This is a genomic window from Enterococcus sp. DIV0840, from assembly GCF_050527835.1.
Taxonomy (GTDB): Bacteria; Bacillota; Bacilli; order Lactobacillales; family Enterococcaceae; genus Enterococcus_L; species Enterococcus_L ureasiticus.
This window is the reverse complement of the sequence record NZ_CP172876.1, coordinates 1463311-1482840: the sequence shown is the minus strand read 5'-3', so window position 1 is coordinate 1482840 and position 19530 is coordinate 1463311. Positions and strand designations below refer to the sequence as shown.

Genomic DNA, 19530 nt, shown 5'->3' with positions numbered 1-19530 from the left:
TCCCTACTCAGCTTCTTCTATGCCTAATTCAGCATTGCTCAATTGTGATTGGGCAATTTCTTGATAGACAGTTGATGATTTCATTAATTCATCATGTGTTCCATGATCGACTACACGACCTTCGTTTAATACGATAATATTATCCGCATGAAGAATCGTAGAGATTTTTTGTGCAACGATGATTTGTGTTGCGCCTTTGATATTTTCAGACAATGCTTTACGTAACGCTACGTCCGTTTTATTATCAAGCGCTGAGAATGAATCATCAAAGATCAAGATTTTAGGATTTTTCGCTAAGGCACGCGCAATGGATAGACGTTGTTTTTGTCCGCCAGAAACATTGGTTCCACCTTGAGAAATTTCTCGGTCATACCCTTTTTCATTTGAATCGATGAATTCTTCTGCTTGTGCAATTTCGGCTGCTTTTCTCATTTGTTCATCTGAGATGTTGGCATCCCCAAATTTAATATTTGAGGCGATATCCCCTGAGAATAGGATGCCTTTTTGCGGCACAAATCCAATGATTTCATGTAATTTATGCAAGCTCATTTCACGAATATCGATCCCATCGATCGTGATTCGTCCACCCGTTACATCAAACAAGCGCGGAATCAAGTTAACGATCGTAGATTTTCCTGAACCAGTGGAACCGATCAAAGCAGTTGTTTGACCTGGTTTGGCCGTAAAGTTGATATGATGTAACACATCTTCGTCAGCATCACCATAACGGAATTCTACTGCTTCAAATTTTACTTCACCTTTAAATTCATGATCATCTTTTGGATGTTCTGGATCTTTGATTGTTGGTTCTGTTTCAAGAACTTCTTCCACACGACCAGCAGCCACGTTGGCACGAGGTAAAATAATCGAAACCATTGATAACATCATAAAGGCCATAACGATTTGCATTGTATACGTGATAAATGCCATCATATCCCCAACTTGGAGTTGACCGTTGTTCATATTATGTCCGCCGACCCAAACGATCAGAACAGAAATACTATTCATCAATAACATCATGACAGGCATCATAATAGACATTGCACGGTTAACGAATAATTGAGTTTTCATTAAATCAGTGTTGGCAACATCAAAACGTTTTTCTTCGAATTTTTCACGAGAAAATGCACGGATAACCGGTAAACCAGTAATGATTTCACGAGAAACCAAGTTTACTCTATCAACTAAGTTTTGTAGTGCTTTAAACTTAGGCATCGTTGTTAATAGTAGACTTCCTACTAAAACTAAAACTGCAGCTACTGCTACACCGACGATCCAACCCATGCCTGTTCCTGTTTGATAGACATTATAGATTCCGCCAATACCTAAGATCGGTGCATATAACACGATACGCATAATCATAACGATCCCCATTTGCATTTGTTGGATATCGTTAGTATTACGAGTGATCAATGAAGCTGGAGAGAATTTCTCCATTTCGGTGTTTGAAAATTGCAATGTTCGCTCATATTGACCGACACGCAAGTTTCGTCCAACAGATGCCGCCACAAGTGAGGCAATCAACCCAACAATGATTGCAGCTACAGCTGAAACAAGTGTTAGAAGAACCATTTTTGTTCCTGTTTTAACCATATAATCTGTTTGGATTTGTTGTGTATTCATATCTAGTGCTTTGTATTCAGCCAGTGTGAATTGAATCCCGACTGTTTTCATTGAATCCGCACCTAAATCGCCTAAGCTTTTTTTAGTTGCTTTACGGGCTGCTTCGACTTTCGCTGGCATGGCGTCTGTCGTTGTTTTGATCGAATCAGCTAAAGCTTTCGCTTCTGCACCTTTTGCTTGAGCTTGGGCAGCTAACTCTTGTGCTTCTTGACCTTTTTCCATTGCCGTTGCAGCATCTGTTGCTGAAGCAGCAACCGCACCTGCTTCTTTGGCTTGCTCGCCTAATGTTGTTGCTTCTTCACCAAGTTGTTTGGCTTTAGCAGCATTTTCTCCAACTGCTTTATAATCCTCGATGATTGCTTTGGCTTCACCACCACTTGATGAATCTTTTGATTGAGAAGTTGCCAGCATCATCATTGGCAGATTAAAAATGTCTGCCAGTTTGGCTTCTGTCATGTTGTCTTGAAGATTTAATTTATAGACCTCAACTTCTTTTCCATCGATTTTTTCAGTTGTTAGTTTATAGTTATCTTCAATTGTTTTTTTCTCATCATCCGTCATGAACATTTCAATTCCCTGAAGAGATGTTTTCCTGATTTTTTCAGGTGTGGAGTATTCAAGCCCTCCTTGTTGAATACCGACATCAACGATACCCGATGTTAATTTTGGTAAGCTTAAATCACTATTTGCCTGTACAACTAAAAGCACAAGAACTGCGATGACCGCGTACCAGTATTTGCCAAGATATTTGAAAATCTTCACTATTGGTCACCTTCCTCTTTCTGGGAAATTTGTTGGGAGTAGTCTACGAATTTCGCAGTTAGCTCGATGAACTGTTTCGTGTCTGTTTCTCCCATTAGTTTAAAAATCTGAACGATCTTATCGCGCATTTCTTTCTTTTGCAGCTTAGCCGCTTTTTTACCGCAATCCGTTAACGTAACATTGATTCGGCGCCGATCATCTGGGTCCATCTTACGTTCGATTTGACCCTTTTTTTCTAAACTGCCAAGAACGACTGCAATGCGAGCGCTAGATAGGTTCAGTGATTCTGCTAAATGCTTGGGACTAGTTGGTTCACCATAACGGGCAAGAAATTTGATGACGATACTTTCACCTTGGTTACTTTTTTCTAGTCTGCTAAATGCACTATGTCGATTTTGAACCATTAGACGCATAAGCTCTTGTTCGGCTTCTTCTGCGTATGACATATGACTCCTCCTTTTTTCAAAATAATTACTTTCTACCATTAATAGCTAATAGTGTTAGTAACTAATGCTGTTTGATATTAACGCAAATAGCTTTTAATGTCAATAGTATTGAATCAAAAAAATAAATGAATACGGTTTTATTTTAAAATCTTAAAAATGTGTTCTAAATTCTAATTTAAAAGGAAAAAAATTTCCAAAAAAAGTCTGGAAAACATTATTGGTCAATGTTCCCAGACTAACTTTTATAGATTTATATCTTACTATTTCTAACAACAGAATCAACACTGCAACGTGCCCATTTTGAGAGGATTTCAATAAATTCATTTAACTGTTTCGGATTAAAATGAGCCACAGCAAGATAACAAGCATGTCCGCTGACTTTATAAAATTCGTCGATTTCGTCAAATTCGTTGATTGTTCTTTCTATAGAAGAAAACTGATTATTCTCCATAAAAATGCGGATGAATTGTTTTTCATCCTGTTTGATCGTGATTGTATAGTTTTCAATGATGCCCTTGTCTTTTAAATAAGTAATTCGTTGACCGACTGCTTGTCCTGTAAGATGGATTTTTTCGCCAATTTCTTTATTTGATAGTTTGGCATTTCCTTTTAAAAGCTGCAAAATTTGTTGGTCTAAGTGGTCCATTTGAGATTTCCTTTCAACTTGAAAATAATTTAGCGGTTATTCTTTCATCAAGTTATGTCCCTTATCTTCTAGGCTTATTATAATTGATTCATCAAATAAAATCGAGGTGTTAAATAATGAATCACTATTATTATAGTAACAACAGACAAAAAAATGTAGCTCTACCAATCTTATATCACCTTATCGATCAATTTAATACAACTGAACAACAACCTTTAAAAGAATTGCTTGTCTCCTACCAAAATAAATTACTTTCTTCAAAGACTGATCCTTTACTACTAAATAAAATGAGCTTAGAAATTTCAAATTGTCTGATAAAAAATGAACTATGGTTATCAGAATCGGAAGCTTTATTATTTAAGAAACTATTTAAACTAGTATAAGTTGTTTAAAATTCACTTCTGTTTTTCATTTAGAGATTTACCGTGTAGCATTCGTTTGACAACGTGATCTACTCTAAGTTTCCCTGTAGGTATATTTAATAAACAAAAAAGCTAGAAACATCAGCAAGTCAATATTTTCTATTTTCCTAAAAAGAATTCAACTGGTTTCAATAAGCGAATATTAGTCGTTTTCGATTGCTGAATGATTCATCAAGCGATTGATATGAACACCCAGATAGACAAGTTCATTTTCAGGTATCTGTGTATGATATGTTTGATCGATATAATTTTTCACCTTCGTAGCAATATCCATGGCACCAGGATAGAGCGACCACATTTGACGATATAATTCATCTTCTTTTTCCTGTAGCAGACCATTGTTGAAAAAACGATCAACAAAAAAGCGGACGTGTGTGATAAACCGGGTGTAATGAACTGAATTCGTATCGATTTCCTGACGTAAGGAATAACGCACCATGTTGACAATCGTACCGACCAATTTGGCTTTTTTTAAACCATCTTGATCTTCATGACGATCTGATTGCGCATTGATCAAATGAAAAGCAATGTTTGATGCTTCTTCGTTCGGCAATTCAATTTGGTATTTCATCTTCATTCGTTTGAGTGCAACTTCTCCGATATGAAATTCTTTTGGGTAATAATTCTTAATTTCCCAATACAAACGATTTGAAACGTTCAAGCCTTTTTTACTACGTTCTACAGCAAAATGCAAGTGATCTGAAAGCGTAAGATAGATACTGGTATTCAATTGATAGGATAATTCTTCCTCAGCAATTGCGACAATTTCTTTGGTGATTTCAAAATATTGCATTGGAATTTCATCGACTAATTCAGCAAATTGAGAGGATTTCTGCGCTTCGATCGGCAAAAATATTTTATCGACTAAAGAATCAGAAATAGCCTCACCAATTTTTTTACCGTAGCCAATACCTTTCCCTAACGCAATCATCTCTTGTCCCTCTTTTTCAACAAGTACGACACTTGAATTCAATACTTTTTTTACCAAGATCATCACGATCCACTCCTTGTCTCCTACTTCGCTAAACTTGCTCCATTTGTCGCAATGACTTCTTGATACCAATCAAAAGAATCTTTTTTAGAGCGATCATATGTGCCATTTCCTTCATCGTCTGCATCAACGTAGATAAATCCGTAGCGTTTTGACATTTGAGATGTTCCCGCACTGACCAAATCAATCGGCGCCCAACTAGTATACCCTATCAAATCAACGCCTTCATCAATTGCTTCTTTCATTTGTTGAAAATGCGCTTTAAAATAGTCTACACGATAAGGATCATGGATTTTACCGTCTTCCAACACATCTACCGAGCCCATGCCATTTTCTACGATCATCATTGGTATATTGTAACGATCATATAACTCAATCAATGAAATTTTCAACCCTTTGGGATCAATTTGCCAGCCCCAATCAGTCGAAGGTAAGTAGGGATTTTTAACACCTAAAACGGTATTACCTGGGGTTCTTTCAGCTTTTGGATCACCAGATTCTGCCATTGACATATAATAACTAAACGAAAGAAAATCAACGGTGTTTTCTTTTAAGATTCGGCGTTCTTCTGGTGTTATTTTGATGTTGATCCCTTTATTTTTTAAGGCTTCTTCTATCATTTTAGGGTACACACCTTTAACTTGAACATCCGTATAAAAATTATTCTCTAGGTTTTTCTTTAATGTTAACTCTACATCGATTGGTGCACAAGTTAATGGATAGGTCATTAATTTTGTCAACATACAGCCCACTTTGTTGTTAGAATTTTTCTCATGAGCAATTTTCGTGACTAAAGCACTGGCTACAAATTGATGATGTAACGCTTGGTAGATTTCCTGTTCTTCTTGTCCTGGTGTACATTTATCAGGCACGATCCCAGCTGTTGTAAAAGGATGACGGTGAATACTATCAATTTCATTGAACGTTAACCAGTACTCAACATATTCTCCAAATTCTTCAAAACAAACGGTTGCAAATCGAACAAAATCATCAATTACACGACGGTCGATCCACCCATTATAATTTAAACTAAGCGCTAGCGGCATTTCATAATGAGATAATGTAACAATAGGCTTGATCCCTAAGCGCTGCATTTCCTTGAAGACATCACGATAAAATGCTATCCCCTTTTCATTTGGTTGTTCCTCTTCCCCAGTTGGAAATAACCGCGTCCAAGCAATCGATAAACGCAAGGTTTTAAAACCCAGTTCACTAAATAATGCCAAATCTTCTTTATAACGATGATAGAAATCAATCCCACGACGTTTTGGATAATCTTTATCTGTCTTGTCTGCCATCGCAGCTTTGATTGTAGCAGTTGAAATAGTCATATGTGCAGCATAATCTTTGTTATCGACATGAGGTTTATAACTGGCTATATCTGCAACAGATAAACCCTTATCATCAAGATTCCAGCCACCTTCTACTTGATTTGCAGCGATTGCACCGCCCCATAAAAAATCTTTTGGAAACTCATTTTTAGTATTCATACTATTCTCCTCATTTAAAGTCTGTCAGGGACAAGCGCCTTACAGCTATTTTTATTTATATAATTGGAGCAATTGACAATATATCTGTCTGATTCGTCACCATTTCTGAATAGTGAGAGGAATTTACCTGATAGGCTTCTTTATTCGTTACAACACAAACAATTGTTGGATCAAACCCGGCATCCTTGATTTTAGCTAAATCAAAAGCAATCAACTTTTGTCCTTTGACCACTTTATCGCCAACTTTTACAAAAGCTTCGAATCCCTCGCCACCTAATTGCACGGTATTAAGACCTATATGAAAAAGAATCTCAGCCCCATTACTCATTTTTAAACCTAATGCATGCTTTGTTTCAAAAACCATGGTAATCTCTCCTGCTTCTGGCGCGACCAAAATAGTATCTTCTGGGATGATCGCAAGTCCGTCACCGATCAATCCACTTGAAAAAACATCATCATTTACTTCAGTCAAAGAAATAACTTTACCAGCAACTGGGCTGACCAATTGTTCTGTACCTGTCCCAGAAATAAATTCCATACCATCTGCTTCTTCTAAAGCCACCTCATCTTTGTACACAAATAGGACAGACAAAAATCCTGCAACAAATGAGATTCCTAACGTAACAAATGCCCAGATCAAGTTCATCGGATTAGCTTTGTCTACAAACATCGTAATACTAGCTAAACCAGGTCCAACTAACGCAAATGCTTTGATCGCCATAATTCCTGCAAAACCACCGCTAACTAAACTTGCGAACATTACACTATATAATACCCGTTTATTTAAAATCGTCACACCATACAAAGCTGGTTCCGTAATTCCGAATAAAGCAGAAATCCCTGCTGATACTGCAGTAGAACGTAATTTTTGATCCTTCGTCTTGATACTTACAGCAAAACAAGCACCAGATTCAGCAATATTATGCGCAAGAGAAGCCGGTAGATAAAGTAATTCCGCTCCAATCTCACTCATAGAAGATACAGCATAAGGAATCATTGCTTTGTGCATTCCTGTTACAACCATAAACGGTAAAACAGCTGCCAACACTGCCGTCGCAACCCAACCAAAATGAGTATATAACCAAATAATAACTGTTGAGAACACAGTTCCGACATTATAACCCAATGGACCTAAAATCAGTAACGCAACCGGCACTGTAATCAGTAAACTCATCATCGGTACAAAGAAAATCCGAATCGGCTTCGGTGAATATTTGGTAAAAAGCTTCTCAACTTGTGCATAAAACAATACCGTTAAAATTGCTGGAAAAACTTGTGATGCATAAGCAATATTCGTCACACCAAAACCAAGAAAGTTCGTCCCTTCAGCCAACATAGTCGTTAAATCTGGCAGAATCAAAGCACCCACTGCTGATACTGCAACTAGTTGATTTACTTTTAATTTATTTGCTGTTGTCATTGCAACTAGGATCGGAAGAAAATATAATGGCGCTCCACCAATCAAATTAAGAATTTGGTATGTTTGGCTTTGATCGCTCATCACCCCAGTTACAGAAGCGAGTAATAATAATGATTTTAATACGCCTCCGCCGGCAATCGCTGGAATTAGCGGCTGAAAAATAGAAATAATAAAATCTAGTAGCACTGCTCCCCATTTTTGTTTTTCTTTAGGACCATCATCTTGAGGTAATTCACCTAAGAGAGCCTTCATTTCATCGTAAACTTCTACCACATCATTTCCAATAATCACTTGACATTGAACATTTTGACGCACCCCGATCACGCCGTCTACTTTTTCAAGTTTTTCGGTTTCTACCACATCATTATTTTTTAACGTAAAACGCAAGCGCGTCGAGCAATGTTCAAGATGAGAGACATTTTCTTTTCCGCCGATCAAACTTAGGATCGACGCAGCAGTTTCTTTGTAGTTCATCGCTATTTCCCCTTTATAAGTAGTTACGCAGAATTGGCCAAATCCTACGCAAAAAAACAGACAGAAACTAAATAAAACATTCATCAGAGTAAAACTCCTTCTGTTGAAAAATGCTTTATTTAGGTCCTGCCTGCATTACCAGTCACATGCCTGTTATTGATTGACTTTATAGTAGCATAGAAATTTTGGAAACGCAACCATGAAAAAAACATTCCTTCTACTTCTATTTTCCAAACTATTACGTCTCAAATTCAACGCTTTTTTAAAACGTCATAGACATAAAAAACAAACGGCACATCAGAGTATAGACTGACTGCTTGTTTTTCATTCTCAAACACAAGAAAAGTACTCAACCTTAAATTTCTGGTGTTTTCAAAAAAACTGTTAATAAACTAGCACATAAATAAAGACCAGCAAAAACAGCAAGCAAGACAAACCCACCGAATGTTTGAAATAATGCTGTCACTAAAACTGGACCTAAAAAATTACTTAACCCTGAACCGAGATTCAAAACGGATAATGCTGTTGTTTTTTTTTCTGGTACAAGGGCAGGGATCAACGCAGAAAGTGGCCCAAAAGCCGCGATCCCAACTGAAAATACCAAAAAAGCGAACATCAACAACTTAACATTCCCTGGAAAATAAAAGACTACTCCCCCTATCAATAAACAAGATAATGCTGTAAGGGTACCTGAAAAATAGCAGACAATTTTTCGCCAGCCATATCGATCACCCAAATGACCAAACAAAATCCCAGCAAATGAATTAGCGATATAAGTCATCGCCCAAATAACGCCCCATTGAGATAAAGTATAATCATGGTCGATCAAGAAAATCGGCATCATAATCACAAAGCCGAACTGACCAATATTATTGATTGCTTTCACCACAAGTGCTACTGCTAGCCTTGGATAATCAAAAAGAATCGTGATGCCCTCTTTCATTTCTTTCAACATACCTTTTTTTTCTACCTCAACTGGCAGATGGTCTTTATTCACTTTTAAAGCAAGTACACCACCCAACACAGCAAAGAAAAGACCTGTGCCCAAAATACTAATTGGATTTGCGAACTTCAGCATTATTGAAGCAAGTAAAGGACTAACAATCGTCATTCCTAAATTAAAGCTAAACCAAAACCAAGAAGTTGCCTTCCCTAAATTCTTTAAATCGGTTCTAAGCGTAATCCAAATCAAAAAGGCATACGCAAACAAAGGATAAGAAGCTCCTCTAAACATATACGCTAAAGCAATCAGCGGAAACAATTTAAATGTAAGACCAATTATCAATAAAGTCGTGCTAAAAAGGTAAACAAACAATCCTGTCGCCATTACTTTTCTAACGGAAAAAACATTTACAAAAAAACTCGTTAACCAAGAAAATATAGCGACAAATAATCCATATAAACTAAAAACCACTGAGACTAACTGAATTTCATAACCTGAGGCTACTAAAAAGGCTGAAAACCAGCTTGTTTCAATCCCTGCTCCAAGCATAAAAAAAATCAAGCCCATGTACCCATAAAATAAACTTGCCGGGATCCCAATTCTATTCGCAATCTTTTTTACCATAAACGTCGCTCCTCTACACTAGATAAATAAAAAAGGCTGAGAGAAAACTACAAAATAGTTTTGCCCCAGCCTCCCAAATAAAACTATTTACTTACAACTAAAAAACTTGCTACGCCATATGGTGAGATTCTACTAGAAAATTCTTGAACCTCTTCTATAGCATTTATCCGTTCCACTTCCCACTGTGAAAAAAGACTTTCTATATCTAATTCCACTGCACTAGCTGTCGGATTTTCAAAACGAACAACAAATCCTGATTTGTAATAAGAATTATGCAGCCCACTCACAAGAACTCCAGCATTTTCAGCAAAGGAAAGTAAGCTAAATTCCTGCTCTTTCAATCCTAAAGAGGCGATTCTCTTTTGTATTTTATTATCAATACGGTAAATGAAATAGTTTAAATTCTGACGTTGATAACTTATTGAGGTTTGCTCAAGCCCATAACGCCAATCTGCTATTTCTTTTTCAGAAATCTCTTTCTTGTCGAACTTCAAGACAAATGAGCTATTCACTTGTTTATCTTTCATCTGAGCTAATGGCGTTGCCATCATAATATGGCCTTTTTTAGTTGTATCACCTGATGCTCTACCAGGACGATATAATAAATCAGGCTTTCCTAACGTATCTGTCGTCGCAAGTAACGTTAGCAGTAACTCCGAGTCGTGGTACTCATATTCTTTACTGTCATGTGTGAATACTGAGCATGACGCTGAATCGGTAAAGACACTTACCGTTTTCTCAAAAGGTTCAATATTCACTGGCATTTCAGAAAAATGATTTTCCCAGCCAGCCATTTCATGATTTTCCTTAGATATAAAACCATAAGGTATCGCAGAAAGAGCTTGGTTAATTGGCTGTTCCGTGTTTATCTTCACTCGTAGGCGATGATTTAACACCGTATTTTCAAATTGAATATCGCCTTTTATTTCACCATCTGCGTTAAGCTCCAAAATAAGCTGGTAGGTAAACGCTGTTGTCATTTTACAATTTACTCTCTCAGTCAAATCATAAGGTAACTTTGTGCTTCCCGTTAAAATCATACGATTCAAAAATGTTGATACTTCACAACGACAGTCGGTAAATTTGAGCGCAATTTCAGTATCATTTGGTAATGGAGAAAAATCATACGTATCTCCGTCATTGCCATCATCAACCAATGAAATAACGTTTGGAATTATCCGTTTTGCGTCCCGATATACTAATTGGTTCTTTTCAAACTTAAGCTGATATCCCCCCACAGAAAGCTCAGTTCCATCACCTATGTTTAAAGAATTAGATGCTTTTTCAACTTCTTCAAAAGAGAAAACTTTATAACCCAATCCTGGCAACTCGCACATCACGCGCAAGGTCAAAATATAATAACCAGGTTCTGTAATAAAACGATTTCCAGCAGGTGTTTCTTCCGTGATATTTTCTCTGCTTTCAACAAATTCAGCATCTAGGATTACTGATTCACATCCAACGATTGCGATTTCCTTCGTCTTAGAAAGTAAGGTAACGACCTTCTCTCCAGAAAATGCAGTAGGAGATGTATTCATCAGTAAAATTTCCATATCAGACAGCGCTAACGATTCAGAAATTCTCTTTAATACAATATTCTCAATACTGTCACAGATTTCATTTGCTTCCTTCAAACGATGCTCAATATCTTTGGCAACTGCATCCGATACGCATCCTGCCAAACTATCATGAGCTTGACACTCTAATAATTTTTTCCAAGCTTGCATTAGTAGACGATTACTTATAGTTATTCCAAGATTCTGTGCTATCACCAACATCGGCTCGCTCCGACGAATCAGCTTATGCTCTAAATGAAAGATTTCTTGTTTCAAATCCATACGAACAGATCCAATTGTTTTGTGAACACGAGCCAAGACAGGCTCTCGAAATTCACCACGATAGGTCTCTAAATCCATTTCTTTCATCAGCCCTAAAAAATTCTGATACGTACTTACTTGATAATCATATTTTCCTAATTCTTTTATTTGCTCAACCTTATTACTAAAATCCGAGATAATTCCCAGTTGATCATTTCCAGAAGGAATCATGATTTCAGTAGAATGCGTATATTGTTTAATGAAATCAACTGCCTTGTCCAGCCGACCTTCCACATAATCAAGTGTTGGTTCAAGCAACATTCCCGTGCCATAGCCTTGTGGGAAATTAAGCGCATATAACTTATTGTCACCACCCAAGCTTTCCCATTTGAAATAAGGAGACTGAATTTGTTTTCCTAGATGAACGCCACGCCATAAAATAATATTTTCCAGCCCTGCTTCATTTAAAATCACAGGAATCTGAGCATTGAAACCAAACGTATCCGGCAGATAACCAATCGGCATATAGTCCCCATATTTTTTACTCTCAAAAATGCCGATCATTGCATTTCTCAAAACAGATTCTCCAGAAGTAAAGAATGCATCTGTTTGGGTAAACCAAGGACCAATAAATAATTGTTCCTTTTCAATCAACACTTTGATTTCATCCATTTTCTCTGGGTATAACGTCAAATAATCATCTAAAATAGACAGCTGACCATCCAATACAAAGCTAGCTTCAGGATTACGTTTCAGTTCAGTAATCACATCGCTAAACAACTGATCACTTAAAACCAGCGCATCCATCGACGTAAAATACCATTCACGGTCCCAATGTGTGTGATTTACAATGTGTACATTTGTCATTAATTTTGCCACTCTTCTTCCCATGCCTCTTCGTCAAAGTCATCATCTAAATCCATAGATACTTCTTCAACACCTGCATTTTTATCTCTTAATAATGCGCTTGAAATTGCGACAAACAGTGAACCTACTGCAATCGAAAGAATATAAATTGGCCATTTTTCTACTGTGAACCAACCATAAAAACCACTGATTGGCGCTGTATTAACCGCTCCAAGGCCTACCGCCATCGCTGAACCAATTGCTGATCCTATTACTGTTGAAGGAATTACTTTAAGTGGATTTTCAACCGCAAACGGAATTGCACCTTCACTAATTCCAACTAACCCCATAATAATCGATGATTTACCTGCTTCTTTTAATTCAGTATTGTATTTTTTCTTAGCAAATAATGTTGCTAAACCTAAACCGATCGGCGGAATGATAATCGCTACTTGAGCTGCTGTATTTGGAGCGTAGACACCACTTGTTAATAAGGCCATTGCAGTTGTTACAGCAGCTTTATTTACTGGACCGCCTAAATCAAACCCAACCATACCGCCAACGATCGCAGCCATTAAAATTTGATTTCCGCCACTTAAACTATTTAACCAATTTTCAAGTCCTGTATTTAACGCTGCAAATGGTACACCGATCACATAGTTGATCACTAACACCGTAACCAATGTGCCTAAAACTGGAATCAAGAAAACTGGTACAACAGAAGCCATTGATTTAGGTAATTTAACGTTATTACGAATCCAAAGACAAACATATCCAGCAATCAACCCTGCAGCAATGGCTCCAAGAAATCCTGCATTAATATCTTTAACCAGCATCCCACCGACTAAACCGGGTGCGATCCCTAATTTATCTACAACGGAATAGGCAATAAATGCCGAGATCACAGGAAACATTAGTCCTAAAGCCGTGCCACCAAATCCGTCAATACTATGAAGTAAACGAATAATGCCATTAGTACTTTCAGCATAAGAACCATCCCAAATGTCCGTAATGCCATAAAGTGATCCCCCAACTCGTGAAATCGCCATAATTACAGCCCCAGCAATTACAAGTGGGATCATATAAGAAATACCTGTTAATACATGATTCTTAATGTCATTCGCAATTTTTTTCATTTTCTTTCTCCTCACTATTAATTGTCTGCATCTACTAAAGCTAACGCTTCTTTAATGACTTTTTCCGCATCTTTAATTGGTGCTGCAACAGGAACTCTTAGAATTTTTTTACCAGCAAAACGTTCTTCGTTTCTCACTTTAGTATCTACTGCAAAAATGACGACTTCACCGATTTGCGCGTCTTTTTCCGTTAATTCATTTTCAATCCCAGTCGCACCTTGTGTTTCAACTTTGATCATATCTCCAAGCGCTTTTGCACCTTTTTTTAAAGCCTGAGCTGCCATATACGTGTGGGCTACGCCTGTTGCACATGCTGTTACTGCAATAATTTTTCTTTTCATTTTAACTTCCTCCATTTATCCTAATAGTTTAATAATTGCTGTTGGTTCCGTTTTATTTTTTAATGCTTCGACAAAATCGTCATCCATTAATTTCACTGCAATTTCTGATAACAACCGTAAATGTGTATCTCCTTTTTCTGAATCTGGAATCGCAAGCATGATCACGATTGAAACAGGTTGATCATCCAGGGATTGCCATTCTACTGGTGTTTTTAATTTAGCAAACGCAATCGCTGCCTCTGAAACAACTTCACTTTTTCCATGAGGAATTGCGATCCCATTTCCCACACCAGTTGTTGAGTGTTCTTCACGTTCTAACACGGATTGAATATAAGTTTCCCGATTTGAAAGAACACCTTTTTCATCTAGTTTGGAAGCTAAAGCTTCTACGACCATTTCTTTACTTGTCGCCTCTAAATCAATCACGACTTGTTTTATATCTAATACTTGTGCAACATTCATCTACGTTCCTTCTTTCAAATAACTAAATAGTTGTTCTTTGTTTCCTTTGAGTAAATACCCTTTGTTGCCACTATCGATAATCTCAAGTAGACTATCGTAAATACGTTCTAACTCTTGTGGCGTTTCATCTTTGATACATATGAAAAAAACACATTTCACCTTCGCATCGCCCCATTTTATTTCATCTTTTAATCGTAGAAATACAATCGTCGATTTGTTTACAAATTTGGGCTCTCCGTGGGGGCTAGCAAACTTACCAAATGAAGTAAACGATAATTTTTCTCGCTCAATGGCAGAGTCCACAATCCCCTCTTTAACATAATTCAAGGTGATGAGCTTTTCTCCAATAAAACGAATGACCGACTCTAAATCAGCAAATGCTTCATCCAAGAAAATCAAGTTCGGTTGAATCAAACGCGAAAACTCTCTCGTTCTTATGGAAATTTGAGTACTTTCTGCTATGAATTTTCCGATTTTGGCTTGATCTGTTTGAGTTAAAACAGGTGAAACATAAAGAATATCGTGACTTTTCATTTCTAAATTAACCGTAGAAAGAATCAGTTCCTCGGTAATTTTTGTTTGCGCTAATTCTTGGATAGAAAGAATGCGGGAAATTTCAATTTCAGGAAATGTTCTTCTAATTCTTGCCGCAAGCAACTGCGACGTTCCTTTACCACTGCTGCAAACAAGAAGCGCTTTTAATTTATAGGAGTTTTCTTCTTTTTTACGTTCCTTGAAAGTCTGAATATGCACGGCCAAATAGGCAACCTCATCTACTGGAATTGAAACGTTCAATCCTTTCTCCAGTTCTTGTTTTAACTGAATCGCTTCGTCGAAAGAAATTGGAAAACTTTGCTTTACATCCATTACAAAAGGATTGATCACTGGCAAACCATTTCGAATCCGTTCAATTGCTGATTTAATATGTACTACAAAACCTACTAAGGAAGGTTCATCATAATCAGCAATCGTCTGCTTAATCAATTCTCTAATCCGATCGTCATCACTGCTTTTAAGTAAGAATTCGTTTTCATTTTGATCATCGATGGTTAAATGAATTTGGATAAACCGAATCTCAGAAGCAGGTAAACATACGTCAAACTGTCTCTCCAATGCTTCTATAAACTGAACAAGTTCAGAACTAAAAGCTTCTTCTTTTTCCTGATGGCTCCCTTCTAAAAGCTTGCCATCATTGATGCGCTCAATCGTAATGAGTAAATGAAGTAACAGCGAATGATAGCTCATATCACTCAACTTTTGTTGTATTTTCGAAAGATAGTCTTGCAATAATGCATCAATTTCTTTTAGCGTATTCAAATTTACAAAGTCTTTAGCAAAATCTGGAACCCCTTCGATCGTATGCACAAAAGACTTTTCTGTTTTAACAACTTGCCACTTATGACCCCAGAAATAATAAATTAAATCCACAGCAAGCTTCCTTTTTTCTTGCTCCATTAAATTAAGAAAAGAACCTTTTCCTGGAATCCATTCGATCGTGACATGAAATAATGCAAAAATCTCGTTTACTTTATTCATATCTTTTTCAAGCGTCGTTTTCCCAATGAATAAAGAATCCTGCAACTCTTGCCTGGTAAAATAATCAGACTTTTTCAAAATTTCAAAACAGAGATATTGTACTCGCTCTTCTTTCGTCGTTGGGATTGCTTGGTCATTTGTTGATTGTATAAGCTGATAAATTTTATCAACATTCCCAACTAATGAAATTCCAACTTTGGGTTTACGAATAAGTGATGTATCACTTCCTTCAAAATAGTTATCAATGGACTTTAAAGATTGTGAAATTGTTTTATTCGATAACTGCATGATTTCAGCAATTTGTGAGATGGTTGTTACCTCATTATCTAATAAAATCGTAACAATCTCTTTTTCACGTCTATCGAGTACCATTTCGATTCACTATCCTCTCTGTAGTTATATAATATGATTAAAGCGTATTCAAGAAAACCCTTTCTTTTACAGGATATAATCGTGTAAAAAGTGGGAGGGTGATTTTTTTGGAAATTATAGTTGCATTATAGCATTAGTTTAAGGAATTTATGTGGGGTGAGTTACGGTGGGGAATGAATGGAGGATGTTTTTTCTTAGGGAAAGATCACTGCTTATAAAAGTTTAACTATGTTGGGAAGGGAAACTTTTCACCTATATTTGTTAATAACGAGAAGTAGCAAAAAAGTTGAGTAAGTCCTAGTTTGGAACAATACTCAACTTTAGATTAGCCTCTACAAATTTCCCTTAATTTCAAACTTTATTTGCCAAAATAAACATACGAATATAAGAGTAATTCAAATCGTTTCTTTTATCAAGTTTTTAATTTTTATTTCTATACTTCTACCATCAGAAAATTGAAACAGTCCCATCAATCGAAAAAAGTAATTCATCTATCTTTTGAGAATAGATATTTTCACCTTCGATTATAAGCATATCCTCCATACGCTCAAGTACATCTAAATCATTTGGTAGCATTAAAATAAAGTAACTGTCTTACATGTCGGTACCATGACCTTTACTTCTCTAAAAAATCATTAATTGTTTTTACTATTTTTCCTGATTGAGTGTGGTGTAAATAATGGCTACCTTCTAAAATCTCTATCTCAGACTTCTGACTATCTTTTATCATATCTTCATGAATCGGACCCCATTTATCGTCTGGCTCAACACTTTCAGAGGCTAAAAAGTATAAGACTGGTAGTTGAGCTGGATACCTTAACTCAGCTACTTTATCAAAATTCTCTTGCATGACTTCTCCCTCATTCAAAGTCGCTTTATTGCCAATATTCTTTAAGGAAATATATTTAAACAATTCAGTATCTTTTTTTGATAACTTAGGGGTATTCAAAAATGAAGGTTCTACATCAAAGAATAGACGATACATCCCTGATTGGCCCAATAACTTAATGACTTCACCTTGATTATCATCTGCTCCGCCTTGAGTACGCAAACTACTATCAATCCCAATAAAACTTTTCACTTCATTGGAATAATCATTAATATAAGCAAGTGAATACACTCCAGAAATAGAATGCCCTACTAAGTGATACGAGCTGATATTCAACTGCTCCAACGCTTGATGAAGTTCACTCGTTGCATTCTCAATCGGACGTACTTTATCCGTATCATCACTTAACCCATAGCCGAAGGGTTCCACCACGACGACCTGATTTTTTTTGATAGCTCATTCACCAAAGGTTGAAAATCAAGTACAGGAGATCCAGTTAGATAGCCTGGTAACAACACCATTGTTTCGTCACCGATTCCCGTTACTTGAACACGTAGAGATTTGTTATCTACTTTCACTTCTTGACCATAAGGAATAATTTTTTTCGTTTCTTTTTTTAGGTGGATTTTATTATTTGCGTAAATTCCGACAAAAACAAGAAACACAACTACCAATAAACCTCCAACTAAAATACCTAAAATCTTAACTACTTTTTTCATAGTCATTCCTCAACTCTGTCAGTTATTCAAAAAATTTGTTGTTTCTTTTACGATTGTTTCCATTTGCGTGTGGTGTAAATAATGGGCGCCTGGCAGTTGAATCAATTTTCCTTTATCTAAACCTTTCACCTGATCTTGATGCATCTCAAGCCAATTTTTTTGATTCATATCATTATCAGCAACAAATAATAAAACCGGCATATTTTTTGGATAAATTAAGCCGCGAGAATCAGGAAAGCTATTGCTTAATTCTTGAAGTTCATCTTTCATCGCAGGACTACTCATGTTCTTCATCATCAATAACTTAATCTGTTCAAAGTCAGGATTATCTTGACTCACGCCTAACCCCTTTTCTGGATTCACTTTGATTAACGCTCGAAAAACACCTGCTGTTTTTAAGAAGTCAAAGACTGACATATCGATACCAGGCCAGGGTTGTTCTGGTGTGCTGGAATCAATTCCCACAAAGCCTTCCATTTCATTTGGGTAAACTTGAGCGTAATTCACCGCATAAAGACCCGCAATCGAGTGCCCCATCAATGTGTATTTAGAAATATTCAATTCTTTGGCTACTTGGTGGATTTCTTCCACAATATTTTCAACACTACGACGTCGATTTGTTTGGCTACTTAAGCCATAGCCAAATGGCTCAATCGTAACTACACGATACTCTTTCTTCAACTCATCGATCATCGGTTTAAAATCTAAATAAGGACTGGCTGTTCCTTGCCCTGGTAAAAGTAAAATCGTTTTCTGTCCTTTACCTTCATCAACAATATTCATCTCGCCATCAAATATTTTTAATTTCTCACCATATGATTCAATTCGTTTTGCTTCGCTTTTCAAACTTATCTGGTGAATCGTAAAGGTAATCATTAAGGACACAATTAGGATAGTGATTAGACCTAAGGTTACTTTGCCCAGTCCTTTTAATAGTCTGACGCTTAGTGATTTAGTTTTCAGTTGTTTGGTCATTTAGTTCTGCCGCCTTTAGCATAATTTGTTGGTCAAGTTGCTCTAAAAATACATCACTGATAATTGGCATTCCACTATTTTCAAGCATTCTTTTGGCAGCCATTAATTTTTCAAAAAAGGTCTCTACTGTATTTGGAAACAAGGCTTGAATAAACCATGTACTTAAAATCAAGATCGCTAATTCAGCCATTTGTTTCGGTTGATCAACTGTGGCTGATCCATCGCTGTTTCCTTCGATCAAACAGGTTTCTACTAATGGTGCCATAATTTCATTCGTCGTTCGAATATACATTGAAAAGAATTTAGGATTATCTAATAACGTAAAACTAAGGCTTCGCGATTGACTGGCCTCACTATTGAACATTCCTTCAAATAACAAAGCTTGAATTTTCTCTAATCCATTTAATTTATCTTTTTCCATAATTGCCGTTAAGGCAGTTTCATTGGGAATAAATCGTCTGACGACGGCATCTATGATCTCATCTTTAGATGCATAGTGGTGATAAACGGCACCTTTGGTTAAACCATCTAAACCTTTGACGATATCGGAAATAGATGTTTTTTCATAGCCTTTTTCTATAAATAGTTGTGTTGAAACATCTAGAATTAATGATTTAGCTTCCTCTGCTGTATATTTTTTAGGCATGTAATCTCTC

17 protein-coding genes are annotated in these 19530 nt (G+C 36.6%); 1 reads left to right on the top strand and 16 read right to left on the bottom strand.

Going from position 1 to position 19530, the window contains the following annotated elements; genetic code table 11:
• Positions 1-3: 3 nt before the first annotated feature.
• The 3 genes from IGL98_RS07020 to IGL98_RS07010 all read right to left on the bottom strand — a co-directional run bounded on the left by IGL98_RS07020 (position 4) and on the right by IGL98_RS07010 (position 3477).
• Positions 4-2385, bottom strand: coding sequence for an ATP-binding cassette domain-containing protein (locus IGL98_RS07020; protein WP_206912076.1), 2382 nt, complete (start codon positions 2383-2385; stop codon positions 4-6).
• Entirely contained in the window at positions 2385-2831 is a 447-nt protein-coding gene (locus tag IGL98_RS07015) for a MarR family winged helix-turn-helix transcriptional regulator (RefSeq protein WP_206845490.1), read from the bottom strand. The genes IGL98_RS07020 and IGL98_RS07015 overlap by 1 nt, the downstream gene beginning before the upstream one ends.
• Positions 2832-3081: 250 nt before the next feature.
• Positions 3082-3477, bottom strand: coding sequence for an Lrp/AsnC family transcriptional regulator (locus tag IGL98_RS07010; RefSeq protein ID WP_206845494.1), 396 nt, complete (start codon positions 3475-3477; stop codon positions 3082-3084).
• Between the two features lie 116 nt (positions 3478-3593).
• On the opposite strand from IGL98_RS07010, the gene IGL98_RS07005 reads away from it, so the two are divergent.
• Entirely contained in the window at positions 3594-3860 is a 267-nt protein-coding gene (locus IGL98_RS07005) for a bacteriocin immunity protein (RefSeq protein WP_206845498.1), read from the top strand.
• 181 nt (positions 3861-4041) lie between these two features.
• Here the strand turns inward: IGL98_RS07005 and IGL98_RS07000 are convergent, their stop codons facing one another.
• The 13 genes from IGL98_RS07000 to IGL98_RS06940 form a co-directional block, all read right to left on the bottom strand.
• Positions 4042-4893 (bottom strand): PRD domain-containing protein, encoded by an 852-nt coding sequence (locus IGL98_RS07000; protein WP_206845507.1) that lies wholly within the window; start codon positions 4891-4893, stop codon positions 4042-4044.
• A gap of 20 nt (positions 4894-4913) precedes the next feature.
• The gene (locus tag IGL98_RS06995; protein WP_206845510.1) at positions 4914-6380 is read right to left on the bottom strand and encodes a glycoside hydrolase family 1 protein; all 1467 of its coding nucleotides are present in this window, start codon (positions 6378-6380) and stop codon (positions 4914-4916) included.
• Positions 6381-6435: 55 nt separating this feature from the next.
• A complete protein-coding gene (locus IGL98_RS06990; protein WP_206912075.1) occupies positions 6436-8274 on the bottom strand; it encodes a beta-glucoside-specific PTS transporter subunit IIABC in 1839 nt (612 codons plus the stop codon).
• A gap of 355 nt (positions 8275-8629) precedes the next feature.
• On the bottom strand, positions 8630-9841 hold the full coding sequence (locus IGL98_RS06985; protein WP_206912074.1) for an RbtT/DalT/CsbX family MFS transporter: 1212 nt from the start codon (positions 9839-9841) through the stop codon (positions 8630-8632).
• An 83-nt stretch (positions 9842-9924) separates the two neighbouring features.
• Positions 9925-12525 (bottom strand): alpha-mannosidase, encoded by a 2601-nt coding sequence (locus tag IGL98_RS06980; protein WP_206912073.1) that lies wholly within the window; start codon positions 12523-12525, stop codon positions 9925-9927.
• Positions 12525-13640 (bottom strand): PTS fructose transporter subunit IIC, encoded by a 1116-nt coding sequence (locus IGL98_RS06975; RefSeq protein WP_206845523.1) that lies wholly within the window; start codon positions 13638-13640, stop codon positions 12525-12527. The genes IGL98_RS06980 and IGL98_RS06975 overlap by 1 nt, the downstream gene beginning before the upstream one ends.
• Positions 13641-13657: 17 nt before the next feature.
• Positions 13658-13981: a PTS fructose transporter subunit IIB gene (locus IGL98_RS06970; protein WP_206845525.1), complete on the bottom strand. Its 324-nt coding sequence runs from the start codon at positions 13979-13981 to the stop codon at positions 13658-13660.
• A gap of 15 nt (positions 13982-13996) precedes the next feature.
• Positions 13997-14443, bottom strand: a complete 447-nt coding sequence (locus IGL98_RS06965) for a PTS sugar transporter subunit IIA (RefSeq protein WP_206845527.1) — start codon at positions 14441-14443, stop codon at positions 13997-13999.
• A complete protein-coding gene (locus tag IGL98_RS06960; RefSeq protein WP_206845528.1) occupies positions 14444-16351 on the bottom strand; it encodes a BglG family transcription antiterminator in 1908 nt (635 codons plus the stop codon).
• A gap of 616 nt (positions 16352-16967) precedes the next feature.
• Entirely contained in the window at positions 16968-17609 is a 642-nt protein-coding gene (locus IGL98_RS06955; RefSeq protein ID WP_339099598.1) for an alpha/beta fold hydrolase, read from the bottom strand.
• Positions 17585-17899 carry a hypothetical protein gene (locus tag IGL98_RS06950; protein WP_206845533.1) on the bottom strand — a complete coding sequence of 105 codons (315 nt, stop codon included), beginning with the start codon at positions 17897-17899 and terminating at the stop codon, positions 17585-17587. The genes IGL98_RS06955 and IGL98_RS06950 overlap by 25 nt, the downstream gene beginning before the upstream one ends.
• Before the next feature lie 18 nt (positions 17900-17917).
• Complete coding sequence (locus IGL98_RS06945; protein ID WP_206845536.1) at positions 17918-18874, bottom strand: alpha/beta fold hydrolase; 957 nt, start codon at positions 18872-18874, stop codon at positions 17918-17920.
• Positions 18852-19520 carry a TetR/AcrR family transcriptional regulator gene (locus tag IGL98_RS06940; protein ID WP_206845539.1) on the bottom strand — a complete coding sequence of 223 codons (669 nt, stop codon included), beginning with the start codon at positions 19518-19520 and terminating at the stop codon, positions 18852-18854. Before IGL98_RS06940 ends, IGL98_RS06945 begins: the two co-directional genes overlap by 23 nt.
• Between the last annotated feature and the right edge of the window lie 10 nt (positions 19521-19530).

Bases quoted from the DNA above. Each gene is read 5' to 3' on its own strand.
- IGL98_RS07015 (WP_206845490.1), bottom strand. From the start codon at position 2,831: ATGTCATACGCAGAAGAAGCCGAACAAGAGCTTATGCGTCTAATGGTT.
- IGL98_RS07010 (WP_206845494.1), bottom strand. From the start codon at position 3,477: ATGGACCACTTAGACCAACAAATTTTGCAGCTTTTAAAAGGAAATGCC.
- IGL98_RS07005 (WP_206845498.1), top strand. From the start codon at position 3,594: ATGAATCACTATTATTATAGTAACAACAGACAAAAAAATGTAGCTCTA.
- IGL98_RS07000 (WP_206845507.1), bottom strand. From the start codon at position 4,893: ATGATCTTGGTAAAAAAAGTATTGAATTCAAGTGTCGTACTTGTTGAA.
- IGL98_RS06995 (WP_206845510.1), bottom strand. From the start codon at position 6,380: ATGAATACTAAAAATGAGTTTCCAAAAGATTTTTTATGGGGCGGTGCA.
- IGL98_RS06990 (WP_206912075.1), bottom strand. From the start codon at position 8,274: ATGAACTACAAAGAAACTGCTGCGTCGATCCTAAGTTTGATCGGCGGA.
- IGL98_RS06985 (WP_206912074.1), bottom strand. From the start codon at position 9,841: ATGGTAAAAAAGATTGCGAATAGAATTGGGATCCCGGCAAGTTTATTT.
- IGL98_RS06980 (WP_206912073.1), bottom strand. From the start codon at position 12,525: ATGACAAATGTACACATTGTAAATCACACACATTGGGACCGTGAATGG.
- IGL98_RS06975 (WP_206845523.1), bottom strand. From the start codon at position 13,640: ATGAAAAAAATTGCGAATGACATTAAGAATCATGTATTAACAGGTATT.
- IGL98_RS06970 (WP_206845525.1), bottom strand. From the start codon at position 13,981: ATGAAAAGAAAAATTATTGCAGTAACAGCATGTGCAACAGGCGTAGCC.
- IGL98_RS06965 (WP_206845527.1), bottom strand. From the start codon at position 14,443: ATGAATGTTGCACAAGTATTAGATATAAAACAAGTCGTGATTGATTTA.
- IGL98_RS06960 (WP_206845528.1), bottom strand. From the start codon at position 16,351: ATGGTACTCGATAGACGTGAAAAAGAGATTGTTACGATTTTATTAGAT.
- IGL98_RS06950 (WP_206845533.1), bottom strand. From the start codon at position 17,899: ATGAAAAAAGTAGTTAAGATTTTAGGTATTTTAGTTGGAGGTTTATTG.
- IGL98_RS06945 (WP_206845536.1), bottom strand. From the start codon at position 18,874: ATGACCAAACAACTGAAAACTAAATCACTAAGCGTCAGACTATTAAAA.
- IGL98_RS06940 (WP_206845539.1), bottom strand. From the start codon at position 19,520: ATGCCTAAAAAATATACAGCAGAGGAAGCTAAATCATTAATTCTAGAT.